The organism is Halomonas sp. KG2 (assembly GCA_030440445.1).
Taxonomy (GTDB): Bacteria; Pseudomonadota; Gammaproteobacteria; order Pseudomonadales; family Halomonadaceae; genus Vreelandella.
In genome coordinates, this window is the sequence record CP098528.1 from 557,834 (window position 1) to 571,453 (window position 13,620).

At 54.3% G+C, this 13,620-nt stretch carries 16 protein-coding genes; 8 read left to right on the plus strand and 8 right to left on the minus strand.

The window, feature by feature from the left end:
* Positions 1-18 precede the first annotated feature (18 nt).
* From argB to coaBC, 4 genes are all read right to left on the minus strand, one after another.
* Positions 19-918 carry an acetylglutamate kinase gene (argB, locus tag NDQ72_02735; GenBank protein ID WKD28875.1) on the minus strand — a complete coding sequence of 300 codons (900 nt, stop codon included), beginning with the start codon at positions 916-918 and terminating at the stop codon, positions 19-21.
* Between the two features lie 167 nt (positions 919-1,085).
* A complete protein-coding gene (locus NDQ72_02740; protein WKD28876.1) occupies positions 1,086-2,468 on the minus strand; it encodes a phosphomannomutase/phosphoglucomutase in 1,383 nt (460 codons plus the stop codon).
* Between the two features lie 36 nt (positions 2,469-2,504).
* Positions 2,505-2,966, minus strand: coding sequence for a dUTP diphosphatase (gene dut, locus NDQ72_02745; GenBank protein ID WKD28877.1), 462 nt, complete (start codon positions 2,964-2,966; stop codon positions 2,505-2,507).
* Positions 2,963-4,279: a bifunctional phosphopantothenoylcysteine decarboxylase/phosphopantothenate--cysteine ligase CoaBC gene (coaBC, locus tag NDQ72_02750; protein ID WKD28878.1), complete on the minus strand. Its 1,317-nt coding sequence runs from the start codon at positions 4,277-4,279 to the stop codon at positions 2,963-2,965. The genes dut and coaBC overlap by 4 nt, the downstream gene beginning before the upstream one ends.
* A gap of 153 nt (positions 4,280-4,432) precedes the next feature.
* Between coaBC and radC the strand changes: the two genes are divergently transcribed.
* The 7 genes from radC (at position 4,433) to ald (ending at position 9,963) form a co-directional block, all read left to right on the plus strand.
* Entirely contained in the window at positions 4,433-5,107 is a 675-nt protein-coding gene (gene radC / locus NDQ72_02755) for a DNA repair protein RadC (protein ID WKD28879.1), read from the plus strand.
* 250 nt (positions 5,108-5,357) lie between these two features.
* Positions 5,358-5,594 carry a 50S ribosomal protein L28 gene (gene rpmB / locus NDQ72_02760; GenBank protein ID WKD28880.1) on the plus strand — a complete coding sequence of 79 codons (237 nt, stop codon included), beginning with the start codon at positions 5,358-5,360 and terminating at the stop codon, positions 5,592-5,594.
* A 25-nt stretch (positions 5,595-5,619) separates the two neighbouring features.
* Positions 5,620-5,775 carry a 50S ribosomal protein L33 gene (gene rpmG / locus NDQ72_02765; GenBank protein ID WKD28881.1) on the plus strand — a complete coding sequence of 52 codons (156 nt, stop codon included), beginning with the start codon at positions 5,620-5,622 and terminating at the stop codon, positions 5,773-5,775.
* Positions 5,776-5,961: 186 nt separating this feature from the next.
* Entirely contained in the window at positions 5,962-6,789 is an 828-nt protein-coding gene (mutM, locus tag NDQ72_02770) for a bifunctional DNA-formamidopyrimidine glycosylase/DNA-(apurinic or apyrimidinic site) lyase (protein ID WKD28882.1), read from the plus strand.
* 81 nt (positions 6,790-6,870) lie between these two features.
* Positions 6,871-8,061 (plus strand): class I SAM-dependent rRNA methyltransferase, encoded by a 1,191-nt coding sequence (locus tag NDQ72_02775; GenBank protein WKD28883.1) that lies wholly within the window; start codon positions 6,871-6,873, stop codon positions 8,059-8,061.
* A gap of 74 nt (positions 8,062-8,135) precedes the next feature.
* Positions 8,136-8,570, plus strand: a complete 435-nt coding sequence (locus NDQ72_02780; GenBank protein WKD28884.1) for an acyl-CoA thioesterase — start codon at positions 8,136-8,138, stop codon at positions 8,568-8,570.
* Positions 8,571-8,847: 277 nt separating this feature from the next.
* On the plus strand, positions 8,848-9,963 hold the full coding sequence (ald, locus tag NDQ72_02785) for an alanine dehydrogenase (GenBank protein ID WKD28885.1): 1,116 nt from the start codon (positions 8,848-8,850) through the stop codon (positions 9,961-9,963).
* A gap of 66 nt (positions 9,964-10,029) precedes the next feature.
* Here the strand turns inward: ald and NDQ72_02790 are convergent, their stop codons facing one another.
* Complete coding sequence (locus tag NDQ72_02790; GenBank protein ID WKD28886.1) at positions 10,030-10,278, minus strand: SlyX family protein; 249 nt, start codon at positions 10,276-10,278, stop codon at positions 10,030-10,032.
* A gap of 431 nt (positions 10,279-10,709) precedes the next feature.
* Here NDQ72_02790 and NDQ72_02795 point away from each other — a divergent pair, with 431 nt between their 5' ends.
* Positions 10,710-10,931, plus strand: a complete 222-nt coding sequence (locus tag NDQ72_02795; GenBank protein WKD30338.1) for a cold-shock protein — start codon at positions 10,710-10,712, stop codon at positions 10,929-10,931.
* Between the two features lie 84 nt (positions 10,932-11,015).
* On the opposite strand, the gene NDQ72_02800 is transcribed toward NDQ72_02795, so the two are convergent.
* From NDQ72_02800 to dapD, 3 genes are read right to left on the minus strand one after another with little or no spacing between them, the layout of a single operon-like run.
* On the minus strand, positions 11,016-11,405 hold the full coding sequence (locus NDQ72_02800) for a hypothetical protein (protein ID WKD28887.1): 390 nt from the start codon (positions 11,403-11,405) through the stop codon (positions 11,016-11,018).
* Entirely contained in the window at positions 11,402-12,574 is a 1,173-nt protein-coding gene (gene dapE, locus NDQ72_02805) for a succinyl-diaminopimelate desuccinylase (GenBank protein WKD28888.1), read from the minus strand. Before dapE ends, NDQ72_02800 begins: the two co-directional genes overlap by 4 nt.
* The gene (gene dapD / locus NDQ72_02810; GenBank protein WKD28889.1) at positions 12,561-13,586 is read right to left on the minus strand and encodes a 2,3,4,5-tetrahydropyridine-2,6-dicarboxylate N-succinyltransferase; all 1,026 of its coding nucleotides are present in this window, start codon (positions 13,584-13,586) and stop codon (positions 12,561-12,563) included. Before dapD ends, dapE begins: the two co-directional genes overlap by 14 nt.
* Between the last annotated feature and the right edge of the window lie 34 nt (positions 13,587-13,620).

Consider the following 13,620-nt stretch of genomic DNA (forward strand, 5'->3'; position numbering starts at 1 on the left):
GTTAGCACTCCGTCGCGGTTAACCTGCGTCAGTAATCAGGGTGCCTACCCCAGCATTGGTAAAGATTTCCAGCAAGACCGCATGGGGAACGCGGCCGTCGATAATGTGAGCGCTATTAACGCCGCCTTTTACCGCGTCTAGTGCACAGCGTATTTTGGGTAGCATACCACCGTAAATCGTGCCGTCGGCGATTAAGGCGTCAACTTGAGCAGTGGTTAGTCCCGTTAGCACCTCTCCTTCGCTGTTCATCAGGCCCGCGACGTTGGTCAATAGCATCAGTTTTTCAGCGTTGAGTGCCTCGGCCAGTTTGCCTGCCACCAAGTCGGCGTTGATGTTATAGCTGTGTCCCTCACCGTCAACGCCGATAGGTGCAATCACCGGAATGAAGTCTCTGGCGGCAAGCATCTCAATAAGGTCGGTGGAGATAGACTCCACTTCACCTACGTGGCCAATATCGATAATTTCCGGTGCGGTCATCTCAGGACTTTGGTGCTCTACTTTCAGTTGGCGAGCACGAATTTGCGCACCATCTTTGCCGGTTAAGCCAATGGCTTTGCCGCCGCTTTGATTGATCAGATTAACAATGCTTTTATTGACTAGGCCCCCTAGCACCATCTCCACGACATCCATGGTTTGGGAGTCGGTCACTCGCATGCCGTTCACAAAGCGCGATTCGATATTCAGTTTTTCCAGTAGGCTGCCGATTTGTGGCCCGCCCCCATGGACGACGACTGGGTTAATACCGACCTCTTTCATCAGCACGATGTTGCGCGCGAATGAGTCGATCAAGGTATCTTCAGTCATAGCGTTGCCGCCATATTTAACGACAACCGTTTTGCCCGAAAATTGCTGGATATAGGGGAGGGCTTCTGACAATACCTCTACAACGACCTGGGGGTCGCGGCTAGTTGAACTCATGACGTTGTCCCTTTTGATTTTTTCCGTCGCTACTTTTTTATCACGACCGTTATTACAGCACGAGCATTGGCTTTTTCATGCGGCGTGTTGTTTAACATTCTTATTGTGTCGCGCGTTCTCCTGGCGCGATCATTTTTCTTCTGTTCACCCTGTCGTATTTGCTTACATTATTGAGGTTCAGGGATCGTCAGTGCTGGCGAGATCTCTGCCAGGGCCTTGGCAAACCGCGCTTTTATTCGGCTAAGTGCTGCGGCATCGCTACCCTCAAAGCGCAGTACTAACGCAGGTGTGGTGTTGGAGGCTCGGCAAAGCCCCCAGCCATCGGCATAGTCCACGCGAATGCCATCAATTGTGGTTTTGATACCTTCGCCGAAGTCGCCCTCTCTAGCAAGCTTCTTGATGAGCACGAATTTTTCTTCATCGGCGACCGTGATATTAATTTCTGGCGTGCTGATATCTTGTGGAAATTGATCAAACAATTCATCAGCACTGCCGGTGTATCGCGCTAGAATCTCAAGCAAGCGGGCCGCGGCGTAGAGGCCGTCGTCAAATCCGTACCAGCGCTCCTTGAAGAAAATATGCCCGCTCATCTCACCGCCCAGCTCAGCACCTGTTTCCCGCATGCGTGCTTTGATCAGTGAATGCCCGGTCCGCCACATTTCCGGTTCGCCGCCAGCGTCGCTAATAACTCTTGCCAGGTTACCGGTGCACTTGATGTCGAAGATCACCTTGGCATCGGGGGTGCGCGACAGCATATCAGCTGCAAATACCATCAGTAGATGGTCAGGATAAATCATCCGGCCACTTGGTGTGACAACGCCTAAACGGTCGCCGTCGCCGTCAAAGGCCAAGCCAATATCGGCACCTGTTTCCTTAACGCTGTGGATCAAGTCGCGCAGGTTTTCAGGTTTACCTGGGTCGGGGTGATGGTTCGGGAAGTGCCCATCAATGTCGGCAAATAATGGGGTGGTTTTTACCCCCAGACGCTCGATAAGCTGCGGGCCAAGCTCTCCGGCAACCCCGTTGCCACAATCCACAACCGCGCTCAGTGGGCGTTCAATCTGGATGTCGCTAATAATTCTTTCCAGATACGCCGTGCGTAGGTCGTGCTGGCGAACGCTGCCTTGGCCGCTGGTGAGGTCGTTTGCTTGGATGCGCTCATAGAGGGCGGTGATAGCATCACCGGAGAGCGTTTCACCCGCTAAGACGATTTTGAAGCCGTTGTAGTCAGGTGGGTTGTGACTGCCGGTTAGCATTACCCCAGAACAGCTTTCAGGCAGTGTGTGGGTGGCGAAATAAAGCACGGGTGTAGGCACCATGCCGATATCGATAACGTCTCGTCCTGAGGCTGTTAGGCCACGAATCAGCGCTGCTTGTAGATGTGGCCCGGAAAGTCGTCCATCACGGGCAACAATGACCGTTTGCTCGCCCCGAGCGGCGGCTTCGGAACCAATGGCTTGGCCAATGAGTTCAGTAGTGGCCTCGCTCAGCGTATCGTCCACAATGCCGCGAATGTCGTAAGCACGAAATATCGACGCAGGTACGTTCATTGTCGCTCCTAGGTATGCGCTAAAACAGCGCTTGGCTTATTGGCTGCCTGTGCTGCCAAAACCACCGCTGCCGCGAGTGGAGTCTTCAAAGGCATCGACAAGTGTCAATTCCGCTTGCACGACAGGAACAACGACATACTGAGCGAGACGCTCAAAGGGCGATAACGTAAAGCTGCTTTGGCCACGGTTCCACACGGATACCATCAGTTCGCCCTGGTAATCAGAGTCGATGAGACCGACGAGATTGCCCAGCACGATACCGTGCTTATGACCTAGCCCCGAGCGAGGCAAGATCATGCCTGCCAAACCAGGATCTTCTATGTAAATGGCAAGGCCTGTTCGCACTAACTGGCAGTCACCAGGTGCAAGCACCAGTGGTTCATCTAGCAGTGCTCGCAAATCCATCCCCGCTGAGCCTGTTGTTGCATATGAGGGGAGGTAGTCGTGCAGGCGTTCATCCAATACTTTGCACTGCAAGCGTGGGCGAGAACCGCTCATGATAATTCTCCGGAGGATTGAGAGGGTAATTGAGAAGGTGGTTGAGATGGTCGTTGAGAAGGCAATAGTGATAGTGCGTGACGAATAATTAGCGCGGCTAGCTGGGTTTTAGGCTGGGGTGGGGCTTCCCGTTGTTTGGTTCCCGTCGCAGAGCGCCAAAGCAGCAGAGCGGCATTGTTATCGCTGCCAAAACCGAGCCCCTGCTGGGAAACGTCGTTGGCCACAATCATATCTAACCCTTTGCGGGTCAATTTGTCTTCCGCATAGCGTGCGACATCCTGAGTCTCGGCGGCGAAGCCCACCACAAAAGGGCGTTGGTCAGTAGGCAGCGCGGAAACATCGGCAATAATGTCAGGATTCTTGACCAGCGTAAGCGTTAGCGTATCGCTGTCGTCGGTTTTTTTGATTTTGTGCTCGGCAGCGCTGGCAGCGCGGTAGTCAGCGACCGCAGCACAGCCAATAAATAGGTCAGCATGGGGTGCGAGTGTTAACGCTTCGTGATGCATTTGTGCAGCGCTTTCCACATCAATCCGCTCAACGCCGAGAGGAGTGGGTAGATTAACTGGGCCGCTTATCAGGGTTACTCGTGCTCCCTGAGCCGCCGCTTCAGCGGCGAGTGCGTAACCCATTTTTCCTGAGCTGTGATTGGATAGATAGCGCACGGGGTCTAGCGCCTCGCGGGTGGGACCCGCAGTAATCACTACGTGCGGCGCAGAGGCTGGCGCGGGTAATGTTGCAGCAGAAGCAAAGTGCTGTGCTAAGCAATCAACAATAACCTCGGGTTCGCTCATTCGCCCAGGGCCGACGTCGCCACACGCTTGGTCGCCTGCTGCTGGCCCTATCAGCTGCCAGCCATCGTTGGCTAGCTGAGAGACATTGCGTTGGGTTGCAGGGTGTCGCCACATGGCCTGATTCATGGCCGGTGCAATCAGCTTGGGTGCTTCACAGGCTAGGCACAGAGTGGTTAGCAAGTCGTCAGCCATGCCATGTACCAATCGGGCGATCAAATCAGCCGTTGCTGGGGCAATCAATACGGCATCTGCCCAGCGGGCTAACTCAATATGCCCCATGCCAGCCTCTGCTTCAGGATCAAGCAGCGAAGTGCGTACCGGCTCCCCTGAAAGCGCCTGAAGCGTTAACGGCGTGATAAACGCTTGAGCACCCTCGGTCATTACCACGCGAACCTCACAGCCAGCTTGCTTGAGTAACCGAACAATCAGCGCGCTTTTATAAGCTGCAATGCCGGCGCTAATACCAAGCAGCAGGCGCTTGCCAGCAAGCGACGTTAACGGGGATGGCGATAATAAGGCCATGATGGGTAGTCCCATGTAGCGTTTGTTAAAGGTGAGTACCATACCATTTGACGGGTTATTTTGGCATGCTCAAGCAGCGGTTGGAAAAGCCAGTTTGGGTGGGCGCAGTAGCAAACGCGGACGGCGCTATCAGGGGTGGGCAAGGAGGCGGCGATGGGAATTAATCACTGGCCGGAAGGTGAGCGGCCACGCGAGAAGTTATTGAACATGGGTGTGCAGGCGCTTTCTGACGCTGAGCTACTTGCTATTTTTCTGCGGGTGGGCGTTCAGGGGCGCTCTGCGGTGGATTTGGCGCGGGACCTGTTGGCCAGTTTTGGTGGTTTGAGGCAGCTCTTGGAGGCAGATCAGGATCAGTTTTGTGCGGCTCGAGGGCTTGGTAGTGCGAAATTTGCCCAGCTTCAGGCGACCCTGGAGCTTTCCAGGCGTCATTTGGCGAGCCAGCTTGCCCGTGGCAATGCGCTAACATCGCCGGCGCTTGTGCGTCATTACTTAAGCTCCCAGCTGCGTCATCTGGGTCATGAAGAGTTTGCCGTGCTTTTTTTAGATACACAGCATCGAATTATTCGCTATGAATCCCTGTTTCGCGGTACCCTAGACAGCGCATCCGTTTACCCCCGCGAAGTAGCCAAGCGTGCGCTTGAATTACACGCTGGTGCTGTCATCCTGGCTCACAACCACCCATCGGGTGTTGCTGAACCAAGCGATGCTGATCGACGTATTACTGAACGTCTAAAAGATGCCCTTGCACTCTTCGATGTGCGAGTGCTTGATCATTTCGTGGTGGGGGACGGTAACGTGGTTTCGTTTGCCGAGCGCGGTTGGCTATAGCAATTAATGAAAACGGTGCGACGACAAAATCTCGTCGTTTACCTAAGTAAATTGTCCAAAAGATGCCTTTTTTGGCATTTTGGGGCGTTTTTGCTTGCTGGTAGCCGGGTGCTCTGGTATAAAGTGCCACCTTTAAACTTGGGTTGAATAACGGATTTGGGTACAGCTAGGCAGTTAACTGCGTCGACTCCCTCCCTGCTCCGGTTTGCCCGACAGTTTTGAACAACTCGCCAAGCGGTTGGAGGCTCTCATGTCCAAAGTATGTCAGGTTACCGGCAAGCGTCCGGTAACTGGTAATAACGTTTCTCACTCCCAGCGTAAGACACGTCGTCGTTTCTTGCCGAACCTGCACACCCATCGTTTTTGGGTTGAATCTGAAAACCGCTTCGTCAAGCTGCGCGTTTCCTCTAAAGGAATGCGTATCATCGACAAGAAAGGTATCGAAACGGTTCTGGCTGATATCCGCAAACGCGGCGACGCCATCTAAGCTAGCATTTTGGGAGAGTTAAACCATGCGCGATAAGATCAAGCTGGTGTCTAGTGCCGGTACAGGCCACTTCTACACCACTGATAAGAACAAGCGGAATACACCGGATAAGTTCGAATTCAAGAAATACGACCCGGTCGTCCGTAAGCACGTTATCTACAAGGAAGCTAAGATCAAGTAATCGCGATTACAATGATCGGCTTTCACCGCAGGCGAGTGCCTGTTGAAAAACCCGGCCCTAAGCCGGGTTTTTGCATGCCCGGTATTTAGCCGCTTACTTTGTAGGTGGGCGGTATCTGTCCCTAAGCTTCGGCACCGCTTAGGCGACAGAATGGTTGTCACGGTGCTGTCATCATAGACTTTCATCATGCCCGAATTGCCTGAAGTTGAAACGACGCGACGCGGCATTGCCCCCTATTTAGAAGGGCAGGAGATCACCGAGGTGCTGGTGCGTCAGACCCGGTTACGCGTGCCGGTGCCCGAGGATCTAGCCGAGCGGCTAGTAGGCGCTCGGGTTGGCGTATTAAAGCGCCGCGCTAAGTACCTACAAATTCCCGTGGCGACTCTCGAAGGTGAGGCCACGCTGTTGTGGCATCTGGGCATGTCGGGCAGCCTCAGGATTGCAAACGTCGGCGATTTGCCTAAAAAGCATGATCATGTTGACGTGGTGACGGCCAAGGGGCATGTGCTGCGCTACCATGACCCGCGCCGCTTTGGTTTTGTTGACTGGCAGCAGGGCGATGGCAGTTTGGATACGCGCCTTGCGCACCTTGGTCCTGAGCCGTTGGATGACGCGTTTAACGGTCGCTGGCTCTATAACGCATCGCGTAATAAACGCGTTGCGGTAAAGCCTTTTTTAATGGATAACCGCGTGGTGGTCGGTGCGGGTAATATTTACGCTGCCGAAGCGCTATTTATGGCGGGCATTGATCCCCGGCGTGCTGCTGGGAAAATTTCCCTGGCCCGTTACCAGCAGCTAGCCGCGGCGGTTAAAGAGGTGCTGGCAGCAGCGATTACCCAAGGTGGCACCACGCTGCGGGATTTTGTCAGTGGGCAGGGCGAGCCAGGTTACTTTGCCCAGCAACTGAATGTATATGGGCGCCATGGGCAGCCTTGCCTGCGCTGTGGCGTTGAGCTGCGTCGTATCACTCTAGGCCAGCGGGCCAGCGTGTTTTGTCCTGGTTGCCAGCGTTAGCGGCCGCTCTTTGATATTAACTGTTTTGCCTATGCTTTCAGAGTCTATGTGCTTTGTAAGATTGCTCTTTTGGAGATTGTTGTGACTCAACGCCTGCGCCTGAATAAAAATGCCGATCGCCGCCTGAAAGCGGGCCATCTGTGGATCTACTCTAATGAGGTAGATATCAAAGAGACGCCACTAAAAAACTTTGCGGCTGGAGAGCCTGCGTTAGTTGAGGCTTCCAATGGCAAGACCCTTGGCGTCGCTTACATTAATCCGCACTCGCTGATTTGTGGTCGGGTGATGTCGCGTGATCCAGAGATGCGCCTAGATCGCTCGTTATTCGTACACCGCTTCAACCAAGCGCTGGCGCTGCGTGAGCGTCTGTTCGATAAGCCTTTTTACCGTTTGATTCACGGTGAAGGTGATCTGTTGCCAGGCTTGGTGATCGACCGCTTCGGCGATGTGCTGGTGGTGCAGTTGAATACTGCGGGCATGCAAGCGTTGGCGGAAGATATCGTTGATGCACTGGAAAAAGTCGTTAAACCTAACGCCATTGTGTTCCGCAATGATACCGGCGGCCGCCGCCAGGAAGGTCTTGAAGCCCACGTCGAAGTGGTAAAGGGCACGCTTCCTGATGAGGTTCTGCTGGAAGAGAATGGGGTTACCTTTGCGGTGCCTGTGCTGAATGGCCAAAAGACAGGGTGGTTCTACGACCATCGCGTCAACCGCGCATGGCTGAACAGCCAAGTGGCGGGCAAGCGCGTGCTGGATGTATTCAGTTACGTGGGCGGTTGGGGTGTTCAGGCGGCTGCGAGCGGTGCCTCGGAAGTGTTGTGTGTTGATGCTTCTGCCCCAGCGCTGGATCAGGTGGCACGCAATGCTGAGCTAAATGGTGTGCAGGAGCAAGTTGCGGTAGCCGAAGGCGATGCCTTTGAAGCGTTAGCGGCATTGAAAGCTGACGGCGAGCAGTTCGATGTGATCATTCTTGATCCGCCTGCGTTTATCAAAAAGCGCAAGGATATCCCTAATGGTGAGCGCGCTTACGCACGACTAAACCGTGAAGCGATGCGGCTATTGGGCCGCGATGGCTTGCTGTTGTCGGCCTCGTGTTCTATGCACCTCGCGCCTGAACGTTTGGTGGATGTGGTTCGTGGTGCTGTTCGCCACCAAGACCGTCATGGCCAGGTGATTTTTCAGGGGCATCAGGGTCCCGATCACCCTGTTCATCCGGCTATCCCGGAAACCTCGTACCTGAAGGCACTGGGCGTGCGGGTATTCCGCGACTAAGCCAAGGATGCTGCTTGAAGAACATTGGCAAGACAAAAAAATAGCATCAAGGAGTAACCACAAGGAGTTGCATTATGGAGTGGGCACTACCAGATCCTTTTGTGATCGACCTTCAGGTGACGCCGGAGGCCATTGACGCTTACCAGCATGTCAATAACAGCGAGTATTTGCGCTGGGTTGAGCAGATCAGTTGGGCCCACTCCGAAGCCTTGGGGCTATCCCTTGAGCGCTATCAGTCCCTTGACCGTGCCATGGTCGTTCATCGTCATGAGCTGGACTATCTGGCTCCCGCCTTTGTCGATGATAAGTTGCAACTGGCGACATGGATTGTTGTCTGCGATGGCCGTTTTAGTTTGACCCGCCGGTTTCAGCTTAAGCGTGCGGAGAATGGCAAAACACTGCTAAATGCCCGCACCAGGTTTGCCTGTGTGGCGCTTAGCAGTGGGCGGCCCACGCGGCTGCCTGATGAGTACCAGCGCATTTACGGGGGTGCGGTGGTGGCGGAGTAGCTAATGCTGAAATGCCGTCGATTTTTTTGCTGATTTTCGTTAAACGCTAGATTCTTCTCCCAAAAAACGCCTTAGCCGGCGTTTTTTTTGTTTTTCTTGCTTGGGGTGGTGGTTAGTGCCAGCTGTGCTGTAATTTGCTTAATAGCGCTTATTGATGGCCTGGCTCTAACGGTTAGATGGTAAAGATAGATAGTAAAGATGAGGCTCTGACGATCTAGCAGTTGAGACTTAGCCGTTGAGATTTAGCACTAACAATCAATAGAGAAGGAAAACGCTAATGAAAATCGCCGTCCCAAAAGAGATCAAAAACCACGAGTATCGGGTGGCACTCACTCCGACAGGTGCACGGGAGCTAGTAGGGCGTGGCCACTCGGTAAGCGTGCAGGCAGCTGCAGGAGAGGGAGCCGGATTTAGCGACAGCGACTACGAAGCCGCAGGCGCCCAGGTGGAAGCTAATGTAGATGCGTTGTGGCAAAGCGCCGAACTGATTCTCAAAGTAAAAGAACCTCAAGCCGAAGAAGTGGCGCGTCTAACTGCTAACCAAACGCTGTTCACCTATTTGCACTTGGCTGCTGAGGAAAAATTAACGCAAGGGCTGATGGCCAGCGGTGCTACCTGCATTGCCTATGAAACCATCATCGATGCAAAAGGTGGGCTACCGCTGCTCGCGCCGATGAGCACGGTCGCTGGGCGCATGGCCGTTCAAGCGGGCGCGCATAGCTTGGAGAAAGCCCAGGGTGGCTCCGGCGTACTATTGCCCGGTGTGCCAGGCGTTGCGCCGGGTAAAGTTACCGTGATTGGCGGTGGTGTGGTCGGCGAAAACGCCGCCCGTATGGCGTTAGGGTTGGGAGCCGAGGTGACCATTCTGGACAAGTCGATCGCTCGTTTAGAGGTGCTTGACGACCGTTACCAGGGGCGCATCAAAACTGTCTACTCAACGGCAGACGCCCTTGATCAGGCAGTTAAAGAGTCCGATATGATCATTGGCGCCGTACTTATCCCCGGAGCCGCTGCTCCCAAGTTGATTACCCGTGCCATGCTGGCCGATATGAAGCCGGGCAGTGTATTGGTAGACGTAGCCATCGATCAGGGCGGCTGTTTTGAAACCAGCAAGCCTACGACGCATGCCGAGCCGACCTATATTGTGGATGGCATCGTTCATTACTGTGTGGCCAATATGCCTGGCGCGGTGGCGCGGACATCTACTTTGGGTCTTACCAATGCCACCTTGCCGTTTGTACTGGCGCTGGCTGATAAGGGCTGGCAACAGGCGCTTAAAGACGACCCACACTTCCTGCCCGGGCTCAACGTCCATAATGGTCAAGTGACTTATCAGGCTGTTGCCGATGCTTTTGGACTCAAGAGCATCGACCCAGCGAGTGCGGTGGCGTGATAATCGGTACGTCAATTAGTAGTAGGTGATACTACTGATGCCCGGGTAGTGCTGCTAGTGGTGGTGCTAATAGTGAGGGGGCACTTCGTCATCTGGTCGGGTATCTCCCTGTGAGTCACCCGCCTGGAGCGCCTGATACTGCTCGCGCAAGCGGTCACGCATCAGCGTGCTCAGTTGCTCCAGCTTTTCTAGCCGACGCTCTTGCTGAGCAACCGCTTGGTCAAGGGTGTCTAGCCAATGCTCTTGGTAAGCCAGTCGACTCTCTAAAGATTCAAGAAGTTGGGTTAGCTCTGCAGGCGATAATTCGTTTGTCATGATAACATCGTGACCTTGTGTAGTATGCTCGGTACTGTTAGGAATGGGCCTAGTTGGCCGAGTATTGTCCTTCGTCTGTTACCCATACAACAAGAGAGCTTTTATCATCTATGAATCCAAAAGTTGTTTTTCGCTGTTTCTTCATCAGTGTTTTACTTGCCGCCCCCACGCCACTTCTTCTGGCGGGGATTGTTCATTTAACGAATGCACCGCTTGCTGAGCAGTGGCTGGCTGAGCTTGCCATCAGCGGGGTAAGTGGTGTGTATATTGCCGCTGCTCTGGGATGTTTTATTGCGTTATTTATAGGTACTTTAGCCGCTGCTGCTCTGGCGCCGCCTATGGTAGTGAAAGCTGATGTTTCTCGAACTAAATCTGCGCCGCGTCAGCCTCAAGCGGTACCTGAAGTGGAAGATGATGAAGAGGAAGATATCATCGATCCCAATGATGGTCGCGAAGAGGGCGAAGTAAAGTGGTTTAACACCAATAAAGGTTACGGCTTTATTACCCGAGATAATGGCGAGGATGTGTTTGTTCACTTTCGTGCTATTCGTGGTCGTGGCCCGCGTATGCTTGCTGAAGGACAGATTGTTCGCTATCACGTGATTAAGAATGACCGTGGCCTTCAGGCAGACGACGTTAGTATTATTGAGTAGTCGTTAGTAAATCGCTTTGATTGAATCGCGCTGGCATCGTCAACTGCTGAAAAACAAGACCCCGCTTAGCGGGGTCTTGTGCGTTTAACGGCCTGAATCAGGCCATTCAATGGCTTTTTCCTGGCCCCCTGGCAATACCTGCCAGAAGCGGTCAGGGTCATCGCCGGGGTGCCAGCCACCTAGCGAGCAGCGCACCTCGGTCTGTAAAGCTTCGGCGGCGTGCTGAGCGCACTCTTGGTCGGTGTGCCACGGGGTGTGGTGGCTATCAAACCACAAGCTGGCAAAACCATCGGCCGCTTTGTCCACCAATAGTACGGGCACAACGTCACCTTGATGGTGGCCGCGAGTCTTCCATTTGCCCTTGCCGGCTGGGCTAAGAGGCGGCGCATCGAGAGCTTCGCTTAGCCACGCATTGAGCTTGTCTATCGCTACGCTGGCAAGGTATACCTCGATATCCGGAAACCGCTCCATCATACGCTTACCTCGTCGTCCGTTAACAAGGCTTGAAGCGTTGCCTCATAAATGCGGCTTAGTTCATCCAAGTCACTGGCGCGCACGCGCTCATTCACTTTATGAATAGTGTCGTTAAGCGGGCCAAGCTCGACCACTTGGGCGCCAAGTGTCGCGATGAAGCGACCATCCGAGGTGCCGCCGCTGGTCGAAAGCGCAGGGCGCTCGCCGGTAACGGCTTCTACACCGCGAATGGCAGCATCGACTAATTCGCCTTCTGCGGTCAGGAATGGTTCGCCGTTGAGCGTCCAATCAATATGGTACTCAAGGCCGTGCTTATCCAAAATCGACTCGGTGCGGCTTCTTAGCATCTCATGGGTAACTTCCGTGGAGTAGCGGAAGTTAAACACGACCTCTACTTCACCTGGAATGACGTTAGTGGCCCCGGTGCCCGCGCGAAAATTAGATATCTGGAAGCTGGTGGCAGGGAAGAAGTCATTGCCCGCATCCCAGTGCTCGTTAACCAACGCATCCAGTGCCGGCATCGCTTGGTGAATAGGGTTGCGCGCAAGGTGTGGGTAGGCCACATGACCCTGAATCCCTTTGAGATGTAGAACGCCGCCCAATGACCCGCGGCGCCCGTTTTTAATCATATCGCCCAGCCGTGAGGTCGATGAGGGTTCACCGACAATGCAGTAGTCCAAGCGCTCGTTGCGTTCGCGTAAATGCTCAACCACTGCGCTGGTACCATCAATGGCAGGGCCTTCCTCATCGGATGTGATTAAAAACGCTATCCGGCCATCGTGCTCTGGATGGGTAGCCACAAAGCGCTCAACAGCAGTGAGCATCGCCGCTAGGCTGCCCTTCATGTCTGCGGCGCCTCGCCCACAGAGCATGCCGTGCTCATCAATACACGGCTCAAACGGTGGGAATTCCCAGTTCGTGTGGGGGCCGCTGGGCACGACGTCGGTGTGGCCAGCAAAGGCCAATACGGGGCCATGATGGCCTCTTATTGCCCAGAAGTTTTTGACATCGCCAAACGGTAGTTGCTCGATATGAAAACCGAGCGCCGTTAAGCGCTCGATCATGAGTTCCTGGCAGCCTTCGTCATCCGGCGTTACCGACGCCCGGCTAAGTAGCTCAAACGCGAGCTGCAACGTGGGCGACAGCGTTTCAGGCTCAGTTATGGGCATGCAGTGCCTCGTTCAGCGCAATGGCGCTTTTATTCGTTAGGCACTCAATACGGCCATTTTGTGAATTGCGACGCAGCAATAAGTCATCTTGGCCTGCTAACTCGCGCGCTGCCACGGTGTTAACTTCTTGTTTCTGATCGTCGAGCAGAGTAACTTTCGAACCTGCGGTAATATACAAGCCCGCTTCTACGGTGCAGCGATCACCTAGCGGAATACCGATGCCTGCATTAGCGCCAATCAGGCAGCCTTCGCCTACCTTGATAATGATATTGCCGCCGCCAGACAGCGTTCCCATGGTGGAGCAGCCGCCGCCCAGGTCGGAGCCTTTGCCGACCATGACGCCAGCAGAAATGCGCCCTTCGATCATGCCGGGGCCTTCAGTACCTGCGTTGAAGTTGACGAAGCCTTCATGCATTACCGTGGTGCCTTCACCCAGGTAAGCGCCCAAGCGCACGCGAGCAGTGTCGCCAATGCGGATGCCGGTGGGTACCACGTAATCGGTCATTTTGGGGAATTTATCGACGCAGTCGACTGACAGCGCGCGACCCGCTAAACGCGCTTTTAGGCGGCGGGCGGGCAGCTCTTCGATATCAATCGCGCCTTCGTTGGTCCAGGCGATGTTGCGCAGCAGGCCAAACATTCCCGTCAGATCCAAGCCGTGAGGCTTCACTAAGCGGTGAGAAAGTAAGTGCAGCTTTAAGTAAACTTCAGGAACGGTTTGCGGTGCCTGATCGCTTTCTAAAAACATCGCGACCAGAGGGCGATGGCTGGCGGCGAGTGATTCGGCGAGTGCTGCCTGCTCAGGGTGACCAGCCGCTTCCAATGCTTTGGCCAAGCGCGTGCAATCTTCGGGCAGGAAACTGATTGCCGTATTGCCAGCGGGGGCGTCTAACGCCTCTTTGGCTGCGGCTACCAAGCTGTCTGCAGGATTAAACAGTGGTGCTGGGTAGTAGATTTCTAACCAGTCGCCCTGGGTGTTTTGGGTGCCGATTCCAAGCGCGAAGCTCAGCATAACGCGTCTTCCTTTAAAGTTTTGAATAACAATC

Bases quoted from the DNA above. Each gene is read 5' to 3' on its own strand.
- argB (WKD28875.1), bottom strand. From the start codon at position 918: ATGAGTTCAACTAGCCGCGACCCCCAGGTCGTTGTAGAGGTATTGTCA.
- NDQ72_02740 (WKD28876.1), bottom strand. From the start codon at position 2,468: ATGAACGTACCTGCGTCGATATTTCGTGCTTACGACATTCGCGGCATT.
- dut (WKD28877.1), bottom strand. From the start codon at position 2,966: ATGAGCGGTTCTCGCCCACGCTTGCAGTGCAAAGTATTGGATGAACGC.
- coaBC (WKD28878.1), bottom strand. From the start codon at position 4,279: ATGGCCTTATTATCGCCATCCCCGTTAACGTCGCTTGCTGGCAAGCGC.
- radC (WKD28879.1), top strand. From the start codon at position 4,433: ATGGGAATTAATCACTGGCCGGAAGGTGAGCGGCCACGCGAGAAGTTA.
- rpmB (WKD28880.1), top strand. From the start codon at position 5,358: ATGTCCAAAGTATGTCAGGTTACCGGCAAGCGTCCGGTAACTGGTAAT.
- rpmG (WKD28881.1), top strand. From the start codon at position 5,620: ATGCGCGATAAGATCAAGCTGGTGTCTAGTGCCGGTACAGGCCACTTC.
- mutM (WKD28882.1), top strand. From the start codon at position 5,962: ATGCCCGAATTGCCTGAAGTTGAAACGACGCGACGCGGCATTGCCCCC.
- NDQ72_02780 (WKD28884.1), top strand. From the start codon at position 8,136: ATGGAGTGGGCACTACCAGATCCTTTTGTGATCGACCTTCAGGTGACG.
- ald (WKD28885.1), top strand. From the start codon at position 8,848: ATGAAAATCGCCGTCCCAAAAGAGATCAAAAACCACGAGTATCGGGTG.
- NDQ72_02790 (WKD28886.1), bottom strand. From the start codon at position 10,278: ATGACAAACGAATTATCGCCTGCAGAGCTAACCCAACTTCTTGAATCT.
- NDQ72_02800 (WKD28887.1), bottom strand. From the start codon at position 11,405: ATGATGGAGCGGTTTCCGGATATCGAGGTATACCTTGCCAGCGTAGCG.
- dapE (WKD28888.1), bottom strand. From the start codon at position 12,574: ATGCCCATAACTGAGCCTGAAACGCTGTCGCCCACGTTGCAGCTCGCG.
- dapD (WKD28889.1), bottom strand. From the start codon at position 13,586: ATGCTGAGCTTCGCGCTTGGAATCGGCACCCAAAACACCCAGGGCGAC.